The organism is Daejeonella sp. (assembly GCF_030695525.1).
Classification (GTDB): Bacteria; Bacteroidota; Bacteroidia; order Sphingobacteriales; family Sphingobacteriaceae; genus Daejeonella.
The window spans coordinates 65,200-88,430 of the sequence record NZ_JAUYSS010000071.1; the positions used below are offsets into that span (position 1 = coordinate 65,200).

At 35.7% G+C, this 23,231-nt stretch carries 18 protein-coding genes; all 18 read right to left on the bottom strand.

Features of this window, described 5'->3' with window-relative positions; all coding sequences use genetic code 11:
- Complete coding sequence (locus Q8S11_RS17035; protein WP_230154266.1) at window positions 1–825, bottom strand: RteC domain-containing protein; 825 nt, start codon at window positions 823–825, stop codon at window positions 1–3.
- Window positions 826–905: 80 nt separating this feature from the next.
- A complete protein-coding gene (locus Q8S11_RS17040) occupies window positions 906–2,942 on the bottom strand; it encodes a heavy metal translocating P-type ATPase (protein WP_305663321.1) in 2,037 nt (678 codons plus the stop codon).
- Window positions 2,942–3,541, bottom strand: coding sequence for an isoprenylcysteine carboxylmethyltransferase family protein (locus Q8S11_RS17045; protein ID WP_305663322.1), 600 nt, complete (start codon window positions 3,539–3,541; stop codon window positions 2,942–2,944). Before Q8S11_RS17045 ends, Q8S11_RS17040 begins: the two co-directional genes overlap by 1 nt.
- Window positions 3,542–3,553: 12 nt before the next feature.
- Window positions 3,554–4,831 carry an efflux RND transporter periplasmic adaptor subunit gene (locus Q8S11_RS17050; RefSeq protein ID WP_305663323.1) on the bottom strand — a complete coding sequence of 426 codons (1,278 nt, stop codon included), beginning with the start codon at window positions 4,829–4,831 and terminating at the stop codon, window positions 3,554–3,556.
- A gap of 6 nt (window positions 4,832–4,837) precedes the next feature.
- Window positions 4,838–9,205 carry a CusA/CzcA family heavy metal efflux RND transporter gene (locus Q8S11_RS17055; protein ID WP_305663324.1) on the bottom strand — a complete coding sequence of 1,456 codons (4,368 nt, stop codon included), beginning with the start codon at window positions 9,203–9,205 and terminating at the stop codon, window positions 4,838–4,840.
- Between the two features lie 234 nt (window positions 9,206–9,439).
- Window positions 9,440–9,766 carry a DUF6660 family protein gene (locus Q8S11_RS17905; protein ID WP_371135202.1) on the bottom strand — a complete coding sequence of 109 codons (327 nt, stop codon included), beginning with the start codon at window positions 9,764–9,766 and terminating at the stop codon, window positions 9,440–9,442.
- A 59-nt stretch (window positions 9,767–9,825) separates the two neighbouring features.
- Window positions 9,826–10,233 carry a Fur family transcriptional regulator gene (locus tag Q8S11_RS17060; RefSeq protein ID WP_305663325.1) on the bottom strand — a complete coding sequence of 136 codons (408 nt, stop codon included), beginning with the start codon at window positions 10,231–10,233 and terminating at the stop codon, window positions 9,826–9,828.
- Window positions 10,234–10,455: 222 nt separating this feature from the next.
- Window positions 10,456–12,726: a multicopper oxidase family protein gene (locus Q8S11_RS17065; RefSeq protein ID WP_305663326.1), complete on the bottom strand. Its 2,271-nt coding sequence runs from the start codon at window positions 12,724–12,726 to the stop codon at window positions 10,456–10,458.
- 24 nt (window positions 12,727–12,750) lie between these two features.
- Entirely contained in the window at window positions 12,751–13,200 is a 450-nt protein-coding gene (locus tag Q8S11_RS17070; RefSeq protein ID WP_305663327.1) for a heme-binding domain-containing protein, read from the bottom strand.
- A 2-nt stretch (window positions 13,201–13,202) separates the two neighbouring features.
- Complete coding sequence (locus tag Q8S11_RS17075; RefSeq protein WP_074590866.1) at window positions 13,203–13,862, bottom strand: DUF3347 domain-containing protein; 660 nt, start codon at window positions 13,860–13,862, stop codon at window positions 13,203–13,205.
- 39 nt (window positions 13,863–13,901) lie between these two features.
- Window positions 13,902–14,423 carry a DUF305 domain-containing protein gene (locus Q8S11_RS17080; protein ID WP_305663328.1) on the bottom strand — a complete coding sequence of 174 codons (522 nt, stop codon included), beginning with the start codon at window positions 14,421–14,423 and terminating at the stop codon, window positions 13,902–13,904.
- Window positions 14,424–14,435: 12 nt separating this feature from the next.
- Complete coding sequence (locus Q8S11_RS17085; protein ID WP_305663329.1) at window positions 14,436–15,320, bottom strand: DUF3347 domain-containing protein; 885 nt, start codon at window positions 15,318–15,320, stop codon at window positions 14,436–14,438.
- Between the two features lie 95 nt (window positions 15,321–15,415).
- The gene (locus Q8S11_RS17090) at window positions 15,416–15,808 is read right to left on the bottom strand and encodes a hypothetical protein (RefSeq protein WP_305663330.1); all 393 of its coding nucleotides are present in this window, start codon (window positions 15,806–15,808) and stop codon (window positions 15,416–15,418) included.
- Window positions 15,809–16,252: 444 nt separating this feature from the next.
- The gene (locus Q8S11_RS17095; RefSeq protein ID WP_305663331.1) at window positions 16,253–18,793 is read right to left on the bottom strand and encodes a heavy metal translocating P-type ATPase; all 2,541 of its coding nucleotides are present in this window, start codon (window positions 18,791–18,793) and stop codon (window positions 16,253–16,255) included.
- Between the two features lie 86 nt (window positions 18,794–18,879).
- A complete protein-coding gene (locus tag Q8S11_RS17100; protein WP_305663332.1) occupies window positions 18,880–19,443 on the bottom strand; it encodes an AraC family transcriptional regulator in 564 nt (187 codons plus the stop codon).
- Window positions 19,444–19,646: 203 nt separating this feature from the next.
- Window positions 19,647–20,444, bottom strand: coding sequence for a phosphatase PAP2 family protein (locus Q8S11_RS17105; RefSeq protein ID WP_305663333.1), 798 nt, complete (start codon window positions 20,442–20,444; stop codon window positions 19,647–19,649).
- The gene (locus tag Q8S11_RS17110) at window positions 20,441–21,037 is read right to left on the bottom strand and encodes an HD domain-containing protein (RefSeq protein ID WP_305663334.1); all 597 of its coding nucleotides are present in this window, start codon (window positions 21,035–21,037) and stop codon (window positions 20,441–20,443) included. Before Q8S11_RS17110 ends, Q8S11_RS17105 begins: the two co-directional genes overlap by 4 nt.
- Window positions 21,038–21,047: 10 nt before the next feature.
- Window positions 21,048–23,231: TonB-dependent receptor domain-containing protein (locus Q8S11_RS17115; RefSeq protein WP_305663335.1), on the bottom strand; the 2,184-nt coding region annotated here is incomplete at its 5' end.

Sequence of the window (23,231 nt, forward strand, 5' to 3'; positions counted from 1 at the left end):
TTATATTTCGTCCTGTTCATCCATTTTTTTAATCAATGCATCTCGGAGGCTGTCAAGGAACTTTGTTCGGTTTATCTTCCGGGATTTAAGTTCCATGAACGTATGATAGAAATCACCTAAGTCAATATTAAAGGTTCTTTCAAAAGTTTTGGAGATAAGCTTTATGTCAACATTTCCGTTTTCAAATACGCCTAATGAATATAATGCGTAAATCAATTCGGTTAATGCTGTTTTGTTACCAGTCCAGTTTAAAGGAGATTCATGAGAAATCTTATTATAGTTTTTAGTATTCAATTGGTTTTCAATGTAAACTTGTATCAAATCATTAGCGATGATTTTAGCTACTTTATAATCGTGAGATGTAGAGAAGCTTTGGTCCGTTTCAAAATAAATTGTGTCCAACCATAGTTTTATATCGTGTTTGCCACGAACAAAAAATCTTTCGTCAAGAAAGGAGTTATTACTGCGGTAATATTTATAAAAATCAATGTTATTGTCAAAGAACCCTTTGAGTTTTTTTAGTTCTTTGTTAAGATATTTTCTGATTGGTTTTGCTCCATAAGGCTTTTTCGCCTCAATTTTATATATGGCATTGTAGTAAATAAGTTTTGAAACAATAATAGGCTTCTTATGTTTGAAAAAGTGGATTTCTTCGTCAATATTTTGAAATCCACTTTTTAAAATATGTTCCTTTACTTCAGATAAGCATTCAACGATAAGATGTATAATGGTTTCTATCCCCTGTATCGAAGAATCAGCTTCAATCTCCAGCTGATTGATTGTTGTTTCCAATTTTAAAAGGATTTCGGTATAAAATTTATTCATTCGTTTTATTTTGAAGTCTTAAAATTTGGTTACTAATAAAAATACCTAAATTTGTTAGGTTTTATTGTTCATACTATTCTTTAAAATTTCATCCGTTGTATGCGTACAGCGTTTAAAATTGCCAATAATGCAACTCCCACATCAGCAAAAACGGCTTCCCACATTGTGGCTAAACCACCTGCTCCAAGAACTAAAACAACTCCTTTTACCACAAATGCCAATGTGATATTTTGCCAAACGATTTTCTTAGTTTGCTTACCGATATTGATTGCCATCGGTATTTTGCTCGGTTTATCGTCCTGAATGACTACATCTGCGGTTTCAATGGTAGCATCACTACCTAAACCACCCATTGCAATACCTACATCGCTCAATGCTACCACAGGAGCATCGTTCACACCATCGCCTACAAATGCTACGGTTTCGTTTTTGGATTTGATTTCTTTTACTTTATTTACTTTATCTTCAGGTAGTAAATCGCCAAAGGCATTATTAATTCCTAATTTATCTGCAACAAATTTTACTACGGTGCTTTTATCTCCGCTCAACATTGTGGTTTTTACTCCTAATGCTTTTAACTTGTCAATAGTTAGCTGTGCATCTTCCTTTATACTGTCGGCAATGGTAATGTAACCTGCAAATTTTCCATCGTAAGCAATGGCAATTAAGGTATAAACAATTGTGGTTGGGTTTAAATCATAATTGATGTTGAATTTATCCATCAATTTAAAATTTCCTACCAATAATTCTTTTCCATTTACATTGGCTTTCAAACCGTGGCCTGCAATTTCTTCTGTATTTTCTAACTTTATCGAGCTATCAATTTCACCTACATATTGATGGATAGCGGTAGCAACCGGATGTGTACTTTGACTTTCTAAAGCATTTACCATTTTCAGGATTTCCTCTTTATTAAATTCCGGTTTTAATACCACTTCTTGTACTTTGAAAACGCCCTCGGTCATTGTACCAGTTTTGTCCATTACTACATTTTGAATACTGGCAATTACATCTAAAAAGTTGCTTCCTTTAAACAAAATTCCATTTTTGGAAGCTGCTCCAATTCCACCAAAATAACCCAAAGGAATACTGATAACCAAAGCACAAGGACAAGAAATAACCAAAAACACCAATGCTCTGTACAACCACTGACTAAATACATAATCGCTAACAAAAAAATAAGGAATTATGGTAATTAGCACTGCCAACAATACAACAATCGGTGTGTAGATTTTTGCAAATTTTCGAATGAATAATTCTGTTGGTGCTTTTTGTGCGGTTGCATTTTGTACCAATTCTAAAATTTTGCTTAGCTTGCTATCAGTATAAGCCGTTGTGACTTTTACCTGTGCAACAGTATTTAGATTTATCATTCCTGCCAATACGGTTTCACCTTTGGTTTTGGTATCCGGCTTGCTTTCTCCTGTAAGTGCAGCGGTGTTGAATGCAGCGGTTTCGGATAACAATTCTCCGTCCAATCCTAATTTTTCTCCGGGTTTTAGTTGGATAATATTGCCAATGTTTACATTTTCTGCTTTTACTGTTTTTGGCTGATTGTTTTCTAAAATTGTTACTTCATCGGGTCTTTGGTCAAGCAAGGTTTTGATGTTGGCTTTGGCTCTTGTTACAGCCAATGTTTGGAATACTTCGCCAACGGCATAAAACAACATTACAGCAACACCTTCCGGATATTCGCCAATGGCAAAAGCTCCGATGGTAGCAATACTCATCAATAAAAATTCTGAAAACACATCACCTTTTCTGATGCTTTCAAATGCTTCTTTAATTACGGGTAATCCAACAGGTGCATACGCTACCACATACCACACAATTCTTATCCAACCTGTAAACCAAGATTGAGGAAGCCAATTATCGAAAGTTATGGCTATCATCAATAATACAAAACTGATGATAGCAGGTAAAAACATTTGAAAGGTAGATCTATCGCTACTTCCGTGGTTATGACCGTCATCATCGGTGTGTTCGTGGTTGTGTCCATCATCGTCGTGATGTTTTTCCAATAGCTTTTTAGCATCAGCATCGGTATATATTTTTTCTTCTTGAGGTGTACAACATAGCTGTTTACCTTGTTGATCGTACTTATGTTTGTGTTCCATTATAGTAATCTTTTAGTATTTTGTTTATAGGATAGATATTCTTGTCCGTGTTGTTTTTCTAAAAATTCTTCTTCCAATCTTATCTGAATTTGGATAACGATGTAAGTGGATAGCATCAGGAAAAGTGTAATTGCATTGGGCAGTATGAAAAATATTCCGGTAACGCTGATTATCATTCCTAAGAATATCGGGTTTCGGCTATAAGAAAATAAGCCTTTTGTTATTAATTCGGTTTTATTGTTTTCATCTATACCAATACGCCAACTGTTGCTCATTTGATATTGAGCTACCGAAATCCAGAGTAGTGAAAGATGTATCAAGATTAATCCAACTGTCATAAACACTTCTTTCATTAAATAAGAAATGGGTACTAGATACTGATATGCTTTATCGCTGAATGAATAAATGAATACCGCTATAAAAAGCAAGGCTATCAATACTTTCATTACAAAACCGATGTAATGGTGTGCGTTATCCGTTTTGCCAAATGTTATCGGATTGATGCCTGTTTGCTTATAGGTGCGGTATGACGGTAGCACAAAAGCTACCATCATATACAACACCAAATACAAAGGCAAATAAAAATTTAGCCAAATCATAGTTTCTTTTTTTTAGTGTTCGTGACCACCAGTATTGCTCAATTTTGCGTTTACAAAAAAGGCTCCTTTTACCACAATTTTTGCATTTGCAGGAATTTCGTTTACAAAGGTTACAGCGGTATAACCCATATCAGATACGCCTTTCAGTACTTCTACTTTTTCAAAATTTTTACTGGACTTATCTTCCTTATGTTCTTCTTCACTCTCTTTATGGCTTCCTTCTTTTTCGCCTTCTTCGTGATGCTTTTCTGCTTTTTTATCGGTTTGCACAAAAACATAGTATTTGCCATCAGCATTTACAATAGCATCATTGGGCACAGCAGGAATAGTTACATTGTTAAGGCTTACAATGGCAGTAATATTCATCCCGTCTATAAGTCCTGTTTTATTGCCTTGTACCACGGCGTGAGCGGCAATTGTTTTGCTTTCGTTTTCAAAAGATGAACCTATTGCAAATATTTTAGCATTATAGTCTTCTACTGCATTGTTGGTTATTCTAAAATGAATAGTTTGTCCTACTTTGAGCATTGGCAAATCCTTTTCAAAAACATTCAAATCCAAATGCAAGGCACTGTTATCTACAATTTCTATAACAGGTGAAGAAACATCTACATAGCTTCCTATTTTAGCGGAAACTTTACTAACGGTACCATTTAAAGGACTGGTTACAACTAATGCTGATTTTAGATTACCATTTGAAACAGAACTTGGATTGATGCCCATTAATTGTATCTGTTGTTGTAAGGAAGCTCTTCTGGTACGTAAACTATTGAGTTCGGCTGTGGCACTTTGTAGATTTTTTTTCGCTCCTGCATTACCTTCGAAAAGTTCTTTTTGCCTTGATAATTCTTGTTCTGCAAAAGTAATTCTGCTGGCAGTACTCAAATATTCTTCCTGCAATTGTATAAACTGCGGATTGGCAATAGTGGCTATTACTTGTCCTTTTTTTACATAATCTCCAATTTGTACGTTCAGTGTTTTTATTACACCACCATACAAAGAAGTTGCGTTGGCTTTGTTGTTATTGGGAACTTTCAGCAAACCATTTGCTCGGATGGTTGCCGTTAATTCTTTTTGCTCGATTGTACCTAATTCTATACCTACCGTTTTTATTTGTTCTTCGGTAAGTGTGGCAATGGTTGGCGTTTCTTCTTCGTGAGCTTCTTTATCCACTTTTTTTGTTTCAGCAGATTGTCCCTCTGTTTGCTTATCGTTTTTACAAGCCGAAAAGCTAAATATTAAAACAACTATCGTTGCTATAAAGGTGATTTTATTTATATTGAATTTCATTTTTAATTATTGATTAATGAATGAATAAATAGTGATTACAGATTGGTTTACCTGCTGAATACTTTTGAGGTAATTCAGCTGAATATCGGTGGCAGTTTGCAGCGCAAAAAGATATTCTACATAACTGATTTCGCCTGTTCTGTAACCCAATTGTGCTGCTGATACAATTTCCTTGGCATTTGGCAATGCTTCTTTCTCAAAATAATTGAATTGCTGTATGTCTTGCTGGTATTGTTGCAAGGCATTTTGCATTTGCGTAGCCAATGTTTGTTGCTGTTGCTGTGCATTGGATTCGGCTGCTTGTTTTCTGTAATCTAAAGATTTTATTCTGGCTTTGGTAGCACCATAAGTGATGGGAATAGCAATACCAATGTTTACAGAACTAAATCGGTTTCCACCATTGAAAAATTGTTCGGCTCCGTTTACATTTTGAAAACCAATTAAAGACTGATTGACGTAGCCAATCGTAAAATCTGGTAAACCTTGCGAACGTTCTACCTTTTTGGTTTGCTCGGCAATAATGGCATCCTGATACAAAGATTGAATGGCTGGATGATTTGCTACGGCTTCATTATCCAACAAATTACTGATTTGTAGAGGCTGAAATATTCCGTTTTTTGCAATGATAAAATCGTCTTTTGTGTTCATCGATGTTTTCAGATTGGCAACAGCATTGGATAAGAACACTCCATTTTGTTTTAGCAATAAATTGATTTCGCCTTTCTTAGCTTCCGCTGTACTGATGTCCACTTTTTTGGTATCGCCAGTTTTATAACGCAGCTGGGCTATTTTAATAAAATCGTTGTACAAACTATCCAATTGCTGTAACTGTTTTTCATTGTGTTGCAAGTACAAAATTTGATAATAATAAGTACGTACTTGATTTTTTAACTCCAATACAGTAAGGTTTTTTTGCAATTCTTTACTTTTTATTTCGGCATTAATCAGTTGCTTTTTAGCTCCGAATAATGATGGAAACGGAATGGTTTGTGACACCTGAAAAGACTGGTCGAATTTAGCACTGCTATATTGACCTAATTGTGCATTAAAATCAAGTTTGGGTAATTCTCCAGCAGTTTTTTTCAAGGCTTTGCTTGCATCAATTTCTAAATCTGAAGCTTTTATGGTTTGATTATTTTGAAGTGCAATATTTATCGCATCGTCAACGTTAATTAAACTTTTTGTCTGTGCATTTGCTGTAAAGCCTACCATTGATAAAAACAATACAATTATGGTTACAATGGGTTTCACTTGTGGTTTTCTTTTTAAATTAATTTTTGAATTGAAAATGATATAGAGTAATGGCAGTACAAATAGGGTAAGGAATGTTGCTGTAATTAATCCGCCAATAACTACGGTTGCTAAAGGTTTTTGTACTTCTGCACCTGCACTGCTACTCAATGCCATTGGTAAAAATCCTAAACTGGCCACGGTTGCCGTCATCAATACTGGTCGCAGTCGGATTTTAGTTCCTTCTATTACTCGTTTGAAAACATCTTTTACACCTTCTTTTTCTAATTGGTTGAAAGTGCCTATCAATACAATTCCGTTGAGAACTGCTACACCAAACAAAGCAATAAATCCAATTCCTGCACTGATGCTGAACGGCATACCACGAAGTATTAAAGCCAATATACCACCGATCGCACTCATTGGGATAGCTGTAAATATTAAGCCTGCCTGTTTAAAGGAATGGAACGTGAAATAGAGCAATACAAAAATCAATAACAAAGAAGCCGGAACGGCTATCATTAATCGGTTACTGGCTTCCTGCAAGTTTTCAAATTGACCGCCATACGTGAAATAGTAGCCCGGTGGTAATTTTATCTGCGTATTTAATTTTTGCTGAATTTCTTCTACCACACTTTGTACATCCCTGTCTGCAACGTTGAACCCGATTACAATTCTACGTTTTCCTGCCTCACGGCTTATCTGTGCCGGTCCTAATTTGTAATCAATAGTTGCTACTTGCGAAAGCGGAATTTGATTACCAGTTGAAGTTGGTATCATCAAATTGTTTACATCTTCGATACTGTTACGGTAAACACTATCCAACCGAACTACCAGTTCAAATCTTCTTTCGTTTTCATATACTACACCAGCACTTTTTCCTGCAAATGCAGTGCTTACTACATTGTTTACATCTTCTACCGTTATCCCATAATTGGCTAAACGTGTACGGTCGTATTCTATATTGATTTGCGGTAAACCACTCACACGTTCTACTTGTGGAGATGTAGCGCCTTCTACTGTTTGTATAACCTTACTAACCTTATCAGCATTCAAGGCAAGCGTATCTAAATTTTCTCCAAATATTTTAACTGCTACATCTTGCCTAATACCTGTCATTAATTCATTGAAACGCATTTGTATCGGCTGGTTTTTTTCAAAGAACACACCAGGTATTGCCTCTAATTTTTCATTGATTGCATCCGCCAATTCATCATAATTTCTACCACTTTTCCATTCATTTTGAGGCTTTAGCAATATCATCATATCAGTAGCTTCGGGTGGCATTGGATCCGTTGGCACTTCTGCCGCTCCAGTTTTACCTACTACCATTTTTACTTCATCAAATTCTTTAATAATTCTTGAAGCTTGCATAGAGGTTTCTATACTCTGGCTCAATGAACTGCCTTGTGGTAAAATACAATGGAAGGCAAAATCTCCTTCCTGTAATTGTGGTATAAATTCGCCACCCATTCTGCTAAATAAGAAAAGACTAAAAACAAATATACCAACGGTAATTCCTACTAGCCAATATTTTATTTTGATGGCTTTTTCTAATAATGGTTGATACATTTTTTGCAACCAATTCATCATTTTATCCGAAATGGTTTCTTTGAGCATCGGCTTTTTAGATAAGAACAAAGCGCACATCATCGGGATATATGTTAAAGATAATATCAATGCTCCGAATATTGCAAAACCTACTGTTTGTGCCATAGGACGGAACATTTTACCTTCTACACCTACCAATGTAAGAATAGGAATATAAACTATAAGGATAATGATTTCACCAAAGGCTGCACTATTACGAATTTTGGAAGCTGAGGTAAATACTTCATTATCCATTTCTTGCTGTGTGAGCCTTTGTGTAGATTTCCTTAAACCTAAATGATGCAATGTAGCTTCTACAATAATTACCGCACCATCTACAATTAATCCAAAATCTATTGCTCCCAAACTCATTAAATTGGCACTTACGCCAAACACATTCATTAAAGCCAATGCAAACAACATCGCCAAAGGAATAGCGGATGCTACAATCAATCCTGCCCTAAAATTTCCTAAGAAAAGCACCAATACAAAAATGACAATCAGTGCGCCTTCTATCAGGTTCTTTTCAACGGTACTCATAGCTCTGTCAACCAAATCTGTACGGTCTAAATAGGGTTCAATAATTACATCTTCGGGTAAGGATTTTTGAATAATAGGTAATTTTTCTTTGATGCGATTTACAACCTCATTGCTGTTCTCGCCTTTCAACATCATTACCACACCGCCAACTGCATCTACTTCGCCGTTGTAGGTCATTGCTCCGTATCTTACAGCACTTCCGAAACGTACATCTGCTACGTCTTTTATAAAAATGGGAATACTGCCGCCATCATTTTTTACACTGATATTTTTTACATCATCTAATGAAGTTACCAAACCGATACCTCGGATGAAATAAGCGTTTGGTTTTTTGTCGATATATGCACCACCAGTATTTTGATTGTTTTTTTCTAATGCGGTAAAAATGTCGGTAACACTTACCCCCATAGCTTTTAAGCGATTGGGATTTACTGCTACTTCATATTGTTTCAGTTCGCCACCAAAACTATTTACTTCGGCAATTCCGGGAGTTCCATATAATTGTCTTGCTACAATCCAATCCTGCATTGTGCGTAGGTCTTTTGCATTGTATTTTTTTTCACTGCCTTTTTTTGGATGGATGATGTATTGATAGACTTCTCCCAATCCGGTACTTACTGGTGCAAGTTCTGGCTTGCCAATACCTTTAGGTATATTTTCCTCTGCTTCTTTTAGTTTTTCATTGATAAGCTGACGGGCAAAATAAATGTCTACTTTATCTTTAAATACCACTGTAATTACCGATAAGCCAAATCTTGAAATACTCCTTGTTTCTTCTATATCTGGAATATTGGCAATGCTTTGCTCAATAGGGAAGGTTACTAATTGTTCTACTTCTTGCCCTGCCAATGTAGGGCAAACCGTAATTATTTGCACCTGATTATTAGTAATATCGGGTACGGCATCAATGGGTAGTTTTGTGGCACTCCACACTCCCCAAATGATGAGTAACAAGGTCATTATCCCAATGACGAGCTTGTTCTGAATACTAAATTTTATAATGTTATCTAACACGTGTATCTGTTTAATTTTTTGATAAATAAATTATTGCCTCTTGCCATAAGAAGGCAACAGATAATCAAATAACTATTGAATGAAGTGGATAATGCCTGTAATTATTTCTATAAACAAACATTCATAGAAAATACATAACACGAACACGCTGACAGTACCATAAAGCCAATAAAAGACATACAATTACTGAGGCTTGCAACAAACCATCAATAGCATTAAGAAAATCTGAAAAAATTAAACAGTAAATTTGGGAGGATGCCAAATACTTCCTGAGTAGAAGGGAATTAAAGTAAAATCACGAAGTGTAATTTTTTTAACAACAAGAATGGGTTTAGGTTGCTTGATTTCAAAAGGTTTGAAATGGTAAGTAGCAATACTTATACTACAACAATTGCAATAACAAAAAGGACCGCAATTGTCATCGCTATCTTGGTTGTGGTCGTGAGATTGAACGGTTTCAATTTTAGGAATGGTATCCTCACACTGATTGCTTCCATCGCTACAAGGCAATGAAAAAAGTACCATCAGGTAAATAGTCCATATTGCGGTTATCCATCTCATTTATAGTGCAAATATAGAAAAATAAACTTTGCAATCGGATTGCAAAGTTTCATAGTATTTTAGTTGCATCTGTCACACCGTCCTTTAAGTACCAAATTGATACCTTCTAATTTAAAATTTAGTGGAATATTGATGTTTGGAATTTCGGTATCGGTAAGACAAAAAGTTCGCTGGCACTGGGAGCAATGAAAATGCGTATGCTGTTCTGAAGGTTTGCAACTGCACCCAGATTGGCAAAGTGCATATTTCGCAACTCCTGTTCCGTCGTCAATAGTATGGATAAGTTTGTGCTCTAAAAAAGTTTTCAGCGTTCTGAATAGCGTAACATTATCTGCATTTTCAAACTGTTCTGCTAATTCCTTATGACTGATGGCATATTGCTGTTTCAACAATTTTTCTATTACCAACAAACGCATTGCTGTGGGTTTAATATTTCTTTGTTGTAAAATATTTTCTTCATTTTTCATAATGATCAATTTCTATTGCCATTTACTCCAAAATCGAGAAGCTATATTAAAATGGGTGTTCAAACTAACGGTTTTGCTATTTAATCTACAATATAATTTCTTATTAATACGAATTAAGGGTTGGGTCTTAATAGTTATGGTTTTGCAATATTTGATTTTTTGTAATAAACCGCAAATTAATTGATGGTTTTAACCCTTAATTCGTACTATATACACTGTTTACTAATAATTCAGTGCGAGCCCCACTCCAAAATCCATATCGCTATCGTAATGTGTACGGATGCCAATGTTTTTGTTGATGATGTACTTTAGGTCTGCCATATATTCCAGATCAGTATTAACCATAAATCCTGCTCTTATTCTTTTGGAAATCGGAATATCTTCCCGCATTAATGACAAACGAACAATTCCATCATGATATACTTCTGCCTGAAAGTTTACCAACATTGGCAAAGTATACATAAAACCTAAACTAATAGCTCTACGTGTATCTTTTTCATTTTTCTGTCCGAATAAATTGGTTTCGTGTTCATCCATTCCCATTTTTCGGTATCGCCAATCAAAACCAATAAACGGCATAAACCATTGCATTTTCCCAATGTATCTTCCTAAATGAGTTTCTACTTCATAACCATGCATATCATTATAGCCTAAACGCCATTCTGTACCTAAAGACCATCTTGAGTTCTGGAGCATTGCATCACCATCATTACCATTAGTTGCAAAATCATTCTGCGCCATAAAATGCGGCATATTGCTTTCTCTCTGCAACTTGTTATAGGCTTGTTTTTTGTTAGGTAAATTCGGATTTTGATAATCATCTACTGCAAAAACCCTGTTCATTCCCGACATCATATGATATAAGATATGACAGTGGAAAAACCAATCTCCTTCTTCGTTTGCTAAAAACTCAATGGTATCCGTTTCCATTGGCATTATATCCAACACATTTTTTAGGGGTGAATATTCGCCTTTACCATTGATTACCCTAAAATCGAAACCATGCAAATGCATCGGGTGGCGCATCATTGAGTTATTATGAATAGTAATTCGTAGAATTTCTCCTTTTTTTACAGGTATTTTATCAACTTCTGAAAGTATTTTATTATCCATACTCCACACATAACGGTTCATATTTCCGGTAAGAGTAAATTTCAATTCTTTTACTGGCGCATCTTTAGGAAGCTCCGTATTGGAAGGAGATTGTAGCATTGCATAATTCAGCGTTTTGATTTCTCCCAAAGCATTTGCATTGTAACGGTTGGGATCATTTTCCATATTCATATTGTGTTGGCTATGGTCTTCTTTCTGCTTACTATCTCCTGTGATTTCGGGATACATTACCACATTCATATCCATTTGGTTCAAGCTCATTTTCATTCCCATATCGTCCAAATCGCCGTTCATCTTCATCATATCATTCATCATTTTCATCCCTTCAAAATATTTCAATTTTGGAAGTGGTGAAATGAGCTGTTTGATGCCATTACCTACAAAATAGCTTGCTGACTGTGTTCTGTCTTCGGTAGTTGCTAAAAATTCATAGGCAACACCATCTTCAGGAATGGTTACCACCACATCGTAAGTTTCAGAAACTGCAATAATTAATCTATCAACTTCTACAGGCTCTACATCATTACCATCATTGGCTACTACGGTGATTTTTCCGCCTGCATACCTCAACCAAAAATAAGAAGAAGCACCACCGTTTGATACTCGTAACCGTACTTTATCGCCTGCTTTTAGTGTTTTACCATCAGCCGTTTTTAAATCGCTCGTATGATTTCCGTTGATTAAAATTTTGTCATAATAAACATCGCTTACATCCATTGCCAACATACGCTTCCATTCGTTCTTAATTTTTGTTTTGAAATGACCTTCTTTTATAGCTTCTGCATAAGATTGTGTCGCATTTTTTTTAATCGCTGCCCAATCATTGGCATTATGCAACATACGGTTGATGTTATCGGGATTAAGGTTTGTCCACTCGCTCAAAATGATGGGTACAGTAGGTAAATCATCAATTCCTTTTCTAAAAGTTTTATCCTCCTCCTTTTTCTTCATTATAAAACTGCCATACATCCCAATTTGCTCCTGCAAACCAGAATGTGAGTGATACCAGTGTGTTCCGTGTTGGATAATAGGAAAACGATAGGTATATGTTGTACCTGCCTCAATCGGTTTTTGTGTAAGCCACGGCACTCCATCTTCCTTATTGGGTAAAAACACACCGTGCCAATGTAGTGATGTACTTTCTTTTAATTGGTTATGTACAACGATTTCAGCTGTATCGCCTTCGGTAAAAGTGAGCGTTGGCATTGGTATTTGACCATTTACGGCAATGGCTCTTTTTTCTTTGCCTGCATAGTTTACAAGTGTGTCTTTTACATAAAGGTCGTAACGAACCACCTTTTGTGCAAAAAGAGATTGCGAACACAACAGTATGAAAACTGCCTGTAGCAACCTTGTGGTAATGTTTTTGGGTATATTCATTTTAATATTTTTTATTAATGAAACTTAGTCCTGCTCTTTTAACCAATTGGTTAATACTTTGATTTGCTCATCATTCAGTTTTGCATTATTGTGCATTATTGTATATGATGATAAAGGCATTTGCTTAGTTTCGATTTGTTCTTTAATTGAGTTTAATAATCTTTCCTGTTTCCGATTTGAGTATGTACCCCATTCGTAAAAATTCAAATCCTGTTTTGCGTTTTTGATATGGTTTTCTACCAATGCTCTTGCAGGTTGTACATAGTCATACCAAGCATAATTAGTGTTGTTACTATGACAATCGTAGCAAGAGGTTTGAAACATCGCTTTTACTTCAACAGGCATTTTATATACTTGGGTAAAATCAGTTGTGTAAACCTGCCCTTTATCTACATTAAGGGCAGGCTGATAAAATTGAATAGCAATAAAAATAAACAGCACTATTGCCAACATTATCTTTAATACTCTCTTCATTTTTAGAACTCTTTTTTTACAGAGCCACACGTAAGCATCTTGCTGCCATAATAAGGATTTTTGATAGTCTTAGCTTCGCTAATCCAAATCGCACCTTTTCCATCATTGTACATTGGGCAATAATCCTGATATAATTTTTGGGTAGTTCCAAATAATGTGATAAGGTCAGAAACGTCTTTACTTAGCGATGCTAAATGTTCTCTCTGGTGGTCTATTTTACCAGCATTGTCACTAATGTGCTCTGCATTTTCTTTGGCATTTTCCGCTATTTCCATATATTCTTTATGTTTATTCGCTGGGATAGCGTTCATATCCACATTTTTTAAGGTAGTAAACAATTGCTTTCCTGCATTAGCAGCTGCTTTGTCATTATCTGCAACAAGTGCATTTTTTAAAGCCAAATAATCCTTAATTATAGGTGCGATAGTAAACTTTTGAGCTTGCTTCACATCGGATTTTTCTGCCTCTTGAGAAGACGTATCCGTTGAAGTAACAGTTGCTACCGTATCATTGTGTGTAGGTGATTGTAACTCCGGAGTTGCAGCAATTGTTGTGCTATCATTAGCTTGCTGGTCGCTATTTTTATTTGAAGATTGATTGCAGGAAATTGTTACCGCTGCAACTGTTACTAATGTAATGATTGAGAAAATTATATTTTTCATTTTATTTATTTTTGATATTATTGAAGAAATTTATCTTATTTATTTGTTTTCAAATTCATTTAGCTTACGCTTCATAAATTCGATTTCTTGTGCCTGTGTTTCCAGTATGTTTTTTTGTAACCGTATCAATTCGGGGTCGGTAAGCTTAGCTTTTTCAGACATCAATACTGCTGCTGCGTGATGCGGTATCATACCTTTTACAAACTCCTTATTGCCCACAAATAATTGCTCCCGAATACCAAACCAAGAAAAGATACCAATCGCAAGGGAAACCGTTATGATTGCCCAGTTGATTTTTTTGCTTTTATACATTCCTTTCATTATCAATAGTTCTATAATCAACATTGCAGAAACCATCAGCAATGTCATATATAAATTATTGATGTTCAGGATAAGGTTCTGTAAGCCGTCAATCATAGCATACATAATGAAGTACATAGCTATGAACATAGCAACAGCCATTACAGCAAAGCGTTTGTACATTGCTAAAGAGTGATTAGTATTATACTTTTCATTCTTATGGTTATGTTGCATTTCGTGTTGGTTTTCCATACTTTCCATAACAATAGCGTTTTATTTGTTATTAATAGTTTCCTGTACGCTACCGCAAGTAAGCATTTTGGAGCCGTAATACGGGTTTTTAATTGCTTCTTCTTTGCTTAGCCAATTTGCTCCTTTACCATTATTGTACATTGGGCAATGCTGATAATAAACAGGTGTTTCTTGTTTTGAAACTTTGGCTAATTCGTACATATTATTAGCCAGTAAAGCGAAAATTTCTCTTTGTTTGGTAACATCTTTTGCTACAGCAATTTTTTCTGCATTAGCAGTTAAATCTTTCATTACTTTCATCCAAACGGTATGTTCTTTGGTAGAAAGTTTTGTCATTTCTACCGCTTTTATTGCCTTTACCAATTCAGCGGCTTTTGCAGATGAGACAGCTGCATCGGTTTTTATCAAAGCATCTTTTACTGAAAAATAGTTATCAAAAACATTTTTCAGTTGTAATGCATTTTGGGTAGTTGCCGTATTTGTGGTAGCCATTTCTTTAGCGTTGTGGTTGCCGTGATCAGCTTTCATATCCATACCTGCATCTTTGGTTGTGGCAACTGGTTTTAGTTCCCTGTCATACTGGCAACAGCCGGATAATTTTGCATATACATCATCTGGAGCTAAAAATTTCTCGCTGTCATAACCTGCTAAAGCAATACGTTTCAATATTTCATCCTGATTGGTCTTTTTGCTGTCATAGTTAAGTGTAGCCATTTTGGTGTCTTTATTCCATTCTACTGTGGCTACATTTTTTACGTTTCCTGCTTTTTCAATTGTGGTTTTACACATATCACAGTTGCCATATATTTTTACGGTTTCTGTTTTTGCATTTTTGATTTGTGCAAAACTGTTTACGGCTGATAGTAATACGGTGATTATCATCAATATTTTTGAAATTGATTTCATTTTGATTTTTTTTAATTTAATAAGATATACGAAGAGTTTGCAAAAACTGGATTCAGTTTTCGACAAGGCACACGTATGGCTAACAAGCCATCGTTTTAACTTATTTTAGGCGGTTGCCAAATGGAAAAGTAACCTGAAGAATAATAGGCTTGTTTGAAACCAAATTTTTGCTTTTTAATTTCGGCAAAAGGGTTTGTTATTTTTAAATCGATGGGGATTTGTAAGCTTACCGAAGATGAAGAAGTACTACATCCACAAGAACTGTGCTTACAATTGCTGTCGCAGTCGTGACCATCTTTGCATTTTTTACAGGACTTGTCCGTGCAACTGCTTTTATGTTCTGCTTTTGCAGATTGGTCTATTGAGCAACTTTTTTGTTCTGTATTGGCTGTTTTTTTGGCACAAGCATAGCTTATGTTTGGCATTAGGAAAAAGCCCAAACACAATAAGATGACAAAGCTGATATGTTTACTCAAATTTTTCAACATTACAAAATTATGAAATTATTTCTTTTAATTGCTATATTTTGCACTTTCGTGAACTGCAAACACAGAATTATAGATAAAATGTCTAAATCACTATTCTGCATAGTCCTTTTTATGCTTATTAAAATAAATATATAGTTAATTACCTAAAGTGTTTGTTATTAGCTAAATAACCAAACAGGTATTACGATAAGGAAATTAATCTCTGCTTAATGGTTCCATCTTAAAACCTGCTTTCTGTACAGTTTCAATTACCTGTTCTTGTGTACTTCCTTCTGATTTTCGGTAAGCACCTTGTCTTTAATTGTATCTTACTTCCCAATGGCATTATACCATCGGTATTATCCAAATGAGGTTTTACAGATGCTACACATCCACCACAGTTAATATTTGTTTTGAATCGTAAGTCTTGATATTCTTTTCCATTTTGTTTATTGAATAATTCATTTAAAGTTTAAAGCTGCGTAATCGCAATGCATTTACGATTACCGATACAGAACTTAAAGACATTGCTAAAGCTGCAATCATTGGTGATAATAAAATTCCGAAAAACGGATATAAAATACCTGCTGCAATTGGAACACCAAGCACATTGTAGAAAAAGGCAAAGAATAAGTTTTGCTTGATGTTTTTCATAACAGCATGGCTCAAATTTTTTGCTTTTACGATACCTAATAAATCGCCTTTTACTAAAGTTATTTTGGCACTTTCTATGGCTACGTCGGTTCCAGTTCCCATAGCTATTCCGATATTGGCTTGTGCTAACGCCGGAGCATCATTTATACCATCACCAGCCATAGCTACAATTTTCCCTTCTGCTTGTAAACGTTTAATTTCGTTGAGTTTATCTTCGGGTAAGTATCCTGCTTTATAGGAAGACAAACCTAATTCATCCGCTACTGCTTTGGCTGTATTAACATTGTCGCCAGTAAGCATAATTACTTCTACACCTTGGAGCATTAGTTCTTTTATCGCTGCTGCACTCGAAATTTTTATCGCATCGGTAATTGAAACAAAACCAACTGTAACACCATCAACAGCAATGTAAGAAACCGTTTTACCAAGTTTTTGTTCTGCAATAATTTTGTTTTCTAAATCGTCAGAAATAGTTGCCTTAACCTGTTCCATTAGTTTTTTATTGCCTAATGCTACTTTTCTATTGGTAACCGTTCCTGTAACTCCTTTTCCTGTAACATTTTCAAAATCTTTGACTCCAATTAATGAAATAGATTTTGTTTTGGCATAATTGACTACTGCTTGTGCCAATGGGTGTTCACTGTATTGGTTTAAGGAAGCTATATTTTGCAATAAATCATCCTCGTTATTAGTTGATGCGTAAATTTTTTCTACCGAAGGTTTTCCCTCTGTTAGCGTTCCTGTTTTATCTGTTATTAAAACATCCACCTTATTCATATTTTCTAAGGCTTCGGCATTTTTAATTAATACTCCAGATTGTGCTCCTTTGCCTACACCCACCATCACAGACATCGGCGTGGCTAAACCTAAAGCACAAGGACAAGCTATGATTAAAACTGCAATGGCATTTATAAATCCATAAACCTTCGCTGGTTCTGGACCAAATAGTGCCCAAACAAAAAAGGTAATTACTGAAATGATTACTACAATGGGTACAAAATATTTAGAAATACTATCGGCTAATTTTTGAATGGGTGCTCTTGAACGAGAAGCATCGTTAACCATTTGTACAATTTGAGAAAGTAATGTTTCAGAACCTACTTTTTCGGCCATCATTACAAATGATTTGTTCCCGTTGATTGTTCCCGAAATTACATTATCGTCTTTCTTTTTGTCAACGGGAATTGGTTCTCCTGTAATCATTGCTTCATCAATACTGCTTTCACCATCGGTTATTTTTCCGTCAACTGGAATTTTATCTCCTGGTTTTACGCGTAATAAATCACCTTTCTTAATATCATGAATGGAAATCACTTTATCGCCCCCTTCACCAATCAAAGTAGCTTCGGTTGGCGCTAATTGTAATAACGCTTTTATAGCTCCACTGGTTTGGCTATGTGCTCTTGCTTCTAACAATTGTCCCAACAAGACCAGTGTAATGATTACTGTTGCTGCTTCAAAATAAAGATGAATGGTTCCGTGTTCGGTTTTAAATTCTTCGGGAAAGATATTCGGAAACAGCATTCCTACAATACTAAACAAAAATGCAACTCCAGTTCCTATTCCGATAAGGGTAAACATATTTAGATTCCAAGTGATTATGGATTTCCAAGCTCGTACAAAAAACATCCAACCAGCATAGAAAATAACAGGAATTGAAAACAGAAATTGCACCCAGTTCCACATGTTGCTGTCCATTATTTGAAATAACGGATTGTTATGTACCATTTCCATCATGGCAATAATAAAAATTGGCACCGTAAAGAGGGTTGCAATTTTCATTTTTTTAAGCAAATCCAGATAGGTTTTTTTTTCTTCGGAATCGCTTGGTTCCATGGGTACTAAATCCATTCCGCATATAGGACATGAACCTGGACTATCTTGAATAACTTCGGGATGCATTGGGCAGGTGTACATCGTTTTCTTTACATCCAATTCTGCTTCTTTTACCAAATGCATTCCACAAACAGGGCAATCGCCAGCTTTATCATAGGTTTTATCGCCTTCACAATGCATTGGGCAATAGTATTTGCCTTTTATATTGCTAGTCACTTCGATTGTTTTTTTATCATCGTGAGAATGAGCGGAGCAGCAGGATTTTGCCACTGGTTCATTTGTCGTGGTATGTTGTGGGCTTTTGTTATTGCTCATTTCTATGGTATATTTTCCAACAGCGGTTAATGCTTTTTGCAATTGTGTAGTTGGAATGTGTTTATCCATAGTCAGGGTAGCTGAGTTTTCATCTTTTGAAACTTCAACATTTGTCACATTTTCAACCTTTAATAAAGCCGATTTCACCTTTGCTTCGCAACCTCCACAGGTCATACCTGTTACTTGATATTTGTGTACCATTTTGTATGAGTTTTATTATGATACAAAGTTCCATATTGATTCCATTTTTTCATTGTGGAATTATGGAATTGATTTGTAAGATTTACTTACACCTCGTCCAAAGACTTCCTTTTATCTTCCCGTATTTGCTTGAAATGACTTGGCGTCAGTCCTGTTACTTTTTTGAATTGATTACTCAAATAACCTACGCTTGAATAATTCAAACGGAAAGCAATTTCACTCAACGACAATTCATCATACACCAATAGTTCCTTAATTTTTTCAATTTTTTGGGCAATAAAGTATTTCTCAATAGTAATACCCTCTACCTCCGAAAAGAGATTGGATAAATAATTATAATCGTGGTGTAGTTGACTACTTAATACATCTGAAAGATTGGATTTGGTGTCATTGTCCTGATGATGCACAAGGTCAATAATTATATTTTTTATCTTTTCAATGATACGGCTTTTTTTATCGTCAATGAGTTCAAAGCCTAATGGAATTAAAACCTTATCTAAATTATTTTTTTCTTCGGGTGTAATTTCTTTATCCAATGTTACTTCTCCGAGCTTAATAGTTTTTACTCCTAAACCCAATTTATCCAATTCACTCTGCACAACCATGATACAACGGTTGCAAACCATATTTTTTATAAAGAGTGTAGCCATGATTTTAGAATAGAATATTGTAAAAGTACAAAAGAAGTCGATACTTCAATGGACAAAGAAGTAAATCCTTTTGTTTCATCCCCTGCCATGATAATTGTCCAAATCACTAGTATGATAACTGTACTTATTCCTGTTGCGAGATTGGAATTGGCTTTATCTACTAGCAGTTTAGTAAATATTACATTGAGAGCAGCAAGCAGATTTCAAAAATTTTGTACAAGCCCAATGCCGAAACTTTTATTTTGATAAAACGGCATTATCATAGTCATAGCTTTCTTTTCTTTATCGGACAGCAATCCATTGATTTTGGGATAAAGCCAGTATGCCAACTCTGTTGATAAGATACCAAAACCTGCACCAGCCACAACATCATTTACCCAATGTTTGTCATTTATTGCTCTGTACACTCCTGTAAAAACAGCAAATGAATATCCGGAAATGCTTAGCCAAAAACTGGTATCCTTATACTCCCTAAACATAAATTGTGCAGAAGAAAATGCTGTGGCAGTGTGCCCTGATGGAAAGGACAGCTTATTGGAGCCGTCTGGTCTTTCTTCTGTTACAATATGTTTTAATGGAACAACAAATGCAGCAGAAATCAACTGCGATGTAGCATAAATAATAGTTCTATCCCTGAAATTATGCTTACCTTTTATACCTGCCGCATTTAAACCATATACCATTGCTGCCGGAGCATATTGAGTATAGTTATCCAACGATATATGTTTAGGTTGGTGTTCGTTTATTTCTTCTCTGGTAGAAAAATTGAGATATTTCAATCCATCGCTTTCCAAGCTCACTATTCCGAAACCTATAAACACCGTTGGGGCAATTAAATGCTTGTAGTTTAATTTATATCCTTTGTAGTTCGTCTTCTTTATTGTACTATCTTGTAAAGCAGCATTTATATTTCGTATTGTATCCTGTGCCGATACTTGATAGATATTTACCAGCAAAAGAATTAAGATTAAAGCGTTTCTATTAATTTGATAGCATTTCATTTAGTTAATGTTGTTTTTAGTCTTTCAATATTTACTTCCTTAAACTGCTGAAGAACATTTTTTCCATAGTCCGTATAATAGCTGTGGCTTTTTAACAAAGTATAGTTTATTTCTGCCCATTCCATATCGGTATAAGTTCTACCCAAATAGGTTTTAAACTCTTTTCTTAACTGTTGCTCATACTTAGGGTAATCCGGCTTTATGAAATGATACAAATCTGCATCCGCCAGGACTTCTTCTTCGGGCGATGTTGGATTTTTGGGAAAACGTGTCGCTTCAATGCAAGCTAACACTTGTTCTATATCTTCTTTCGGATAGTTGTTCCTGTTTAAAAAATCTACTGCAATAGTTTTACTGCTGTCTTCGTGGAGGGTATAGGTGGTTGTATATCCACAATCGTGAAACCAGGCAGCTAACATAACTATCTCTAATTGCTTGGGGTTAAAACGGCATTCTCCGGCAATTTCAATCGCCGCTTTTACAACTTCCTGCGTGTGCGTTACATTGTGAAAGCAAATGTCATTTTGGAGTTTATTGGATAAAAGTTCCAGCACATAATCCCGTACTATATTAACAATATCTTCGTTGATCATTATTTATGATTTAAAATTTATAGCTATACCCTAATCTGACAACCTGCGTTTCGTAATAATCATCGCTGGTGTAATTGAAACCTATTCCGTCTATCTTCCTTTTAATGACCATTGTATTCAGCAAGTCGGTAGCATTAAAGAAAATCTCTCCTTTACCTTTTTGAACAGATTTCTTTAATCCGGCATCTATTGAAAATCTGGACATAATTTCCCCCTGTGGAATAATATCGGGAGCTAAATAAACGGCTGTTAATTGTGCATCCCAATCTTTCGCAAATCGGAAAGTATTGTTCAGTTTCAGATTGCCTGAAATGCCTGTTTGCTTATCGGCAGAAAAGTTGTTAGGTTCGGGATACAAATTCTGTACAGTGAAAGCATTGATTTGATTTCTGTAAATATTTCCGTTGATGTTGAAGGAATAAACATCAGAAACCTTTTGGTCTAAAATAGCTTCCAAACCTGTATTATAGCTCTTGCCAGCATTTTGGAATATGGCATATATCAGCGTACTGCCTGGAACAGTACTCGAAATTCTCGTGATGGTTCCGTCAGCAAAACGATGGTACAGTGCAGAATAGAAGTAACCGCTGTTCCAAGTGTTCTTATAACCTAACTCTATGGAATTGGTAAACTGTGGTCTTAATGCGGGATTTCCGACCTTGATAATCTCGGCATCATCGTATTTCGGGAAAATACGGATATCCACTTCATTGGGTCTGTCCACCCTGCGGTTATAGAATACCGAAAGTTTATTGTTGTCATTCAGTTTATAAGTTAACCTCATATTCGGGAACGGTTGCGTATAATGGTAGCCATCGCTTTTGTAAGTGCTGTGGTTAGGATTAACATCGTACTGGATTTTCACATACTCCAAACGCAAGCCCAATTCTGCTTCCCATTTTTCGTTTTCAAAAACATAGTTGCCGTACACTGCTGGTATCAGTTCCTTATAGTCTGCCCAACCTCCCGCATCCATATCCAAAACAGAATTGGCTCCGGGTATAAACTCCATATTGGTAGGAATGTTTCTGTTACGGAGCTTGATACCTGTTTCAATCCGTCCATACTTCAAGGGTTTGATATAATCTATATTGAAGTCATATACCTGTTCATCCGATAATAATTTAAAGGCATCCGTTCCTGTGGATGAGGGCAGGTAATTGTCGTAAAAATATTGCTCGTCTTCTCTGTGAAAGGTATAGTTGAAACCGATGTTCAGCAAATGCCCTGCTTCTTTAAACTTATGCTGGTAAGCTGCCGTAGCCATTGCAGTTGTCTTCAGTTCATCTTCCAAAAACTGCCAAAGTCGTAAACGTTGCGAAATATCCCCGTTAAAAAACGGCTGGTCGCCACGGTCAATAATCTTCTCACTGCCGTACATTCCCGAAACGGTCAACATATTCTGCTCGTCAATATTCCAATCAAGTCCTGCTTTTGTGGTAAGAAAGTTGGTGTTCCTGTTCCGCTTCAGTTGAGAATTGATAACCGTCCCATCGTCATAGTTTCTTGTTACAAACTCATTTTTGTTCAGTGTTTCTGTATATAGGTTATCTGCCTGCAAAAAGATGTTTACCTTATCCTTTCTGTAATTCAAGGATAGCGAAGGGTTTATCTTAGGTGTAAAAGTGTATTGCGGTCTGATGGTTGGCAAGTTTTCTTTCCGTACCCAAAGTGACCCCAAGCCCGAAGTTAAACCTACCTTACCATTAAAGCCATTCTGCTTGTTCTTCTTCATTATGATATTAATGATACCAGCATTACCGTTGGCATCATACTTTGAAGAAGGATTGTTGATGATTTCTATTTTATCAATGGCAGATGATGGAATGTTGTCTAAACCCGTTTGGCTGCCAAAACCTGTTAAAGCAGTCTGCTTACCGTCAATTAGAACCGTAACCTTATCATTTCCCCGTAACTGAACTTTACCGTCCTGAACTGTAACGCCGGGCAGGTTTTTCATACTCTGTAAAACCGAACCACCACTTTGGCTGATATTGTCAGCAACGGAGTATGTTTTCTTGTCCAGTTTACTGCTTATATCATTTGCTTTTGCAGTAATGGTTACCCCTTCTAAAACTGTCGATTTTTCGTCTAACTCAATAGCCGGAATATCCAAAAATGCTGAAAGGCTACCGATAAACAACGGTTGTTCTTTGCTGTCATATCCCATATATGAAATTTCAAAGCGATAGTT

Bases quoted from the DNA above. Each gene is read 5' to 3' on its own strand.
- Q8S11_RS17035 (WP_230154266.1), bottom strand. From the start codon at position 825: ATGAATAAATTTTATACCGAAATCCTTTTAAAATTGGAAACAACAATC.
- Q8S11_RS17040 (WP_305663321.1), bottom strand. From the start codon at position 2,942: ATGGAACACAAACATAAGTACGATCAACAAGGTAAACAGCTATGTTGT.
- Q8S11_RS17045 (WP_305663322.1), bottom strand. From the start codon at position 3,541: ATGATTTGGCTAAATTTTTATTTGCCTTTGTATTTGGTGTTGTATATG.
- Q8S11_RS17050 (WP_305663323.1), bottom strand. From the start codon at position 4,831: ATGAAATTCAATATAAATAAAATCACCTTTATAGCAACGATAGTTGTT.
- Q8S11_RS17905 (WP_371135202.1), bottom strand. From the start codon at position 9,766: ATGAGATGGATAACCGCAATATGGACTATTTACCTGATGGTACTTTTT.
- Q8S11_RS17060 (WP_305663325.1), bottom strand. From the start codon at position 10,233: ATGAAAAATGAAGAAAATATTTTACAACAAAGAAATATTAAACCCACA.
- Q8S11_RS17065 (WP_305663326.1), bottom strand. From the start codon at position 12,726: ATGAATATACCCAAAAACATTACCACAAGGTTGCTACAGGCAGTTTTC.
- Q8S11_RS17070 (WP_305663327.1), bottom strand. From the start codon at position 13,200: ATGAAGAGAGTATTAAAGATAATGTTGGCAATAGTGCTGTTTATTTTT.
- Q8S11_RS17075 (WP_074590866.1), bottom strand. From the start codon at position 13,862: ATGAAAAATATAATTTTCTCAATCATTACATTAGTAACAGTTGCAGCG.
- Q8S11_RS17080 (WP_305663328.1), bottom strand. From the start codon at position 14,423: ATGGAAAGTATGGAAAACCAACACGAAATGCAACATAACCATAAGAAT.
- Q8S11_RS17085 (WP_305663329.1), bottom strand. From the start codon at position 15,320: ATGAAATCAATTTCAAAAATATTGATGATAATCACCGTATTACTATCA.
- Q8S11_RS17090 (WP_305663330.1), bottom strand. From the start codon at position 15,808: ATGTTGAAAAATTTGAGTAAACATATCAGCTTTGTCATCTTATTGTGT.
- Q8S11_RS17095 (WP_305663331.1), bottom strand. From the start codon at position 18,793: ATGGTACACAAATATCAAGTAACAGGTATGACCTGTGGAGGTTGCGAA.
- Q8S11_RS17100 (WP_305663332.1), bottom strand. From the start codon at position 19,443: ATGGCTACACTCTTTATAAAAAATATGGTTTGCAACCGTTGTATCATG.
- Q8S11_RS17105 (WP_305663333.1), bottom strand. From the start codon at position 20,444: ATGAAATGCTATCAAATTAATAGAAACGCTTTAATCTTAATTCTTTTG.
- Q8S11_RS17110 (WP_305663334.1), bottom strand. From the start codon at position 21,037: ATGATCAACGAAGATATTGTTAATATAGTACGGGATTATGTGCTGGAA.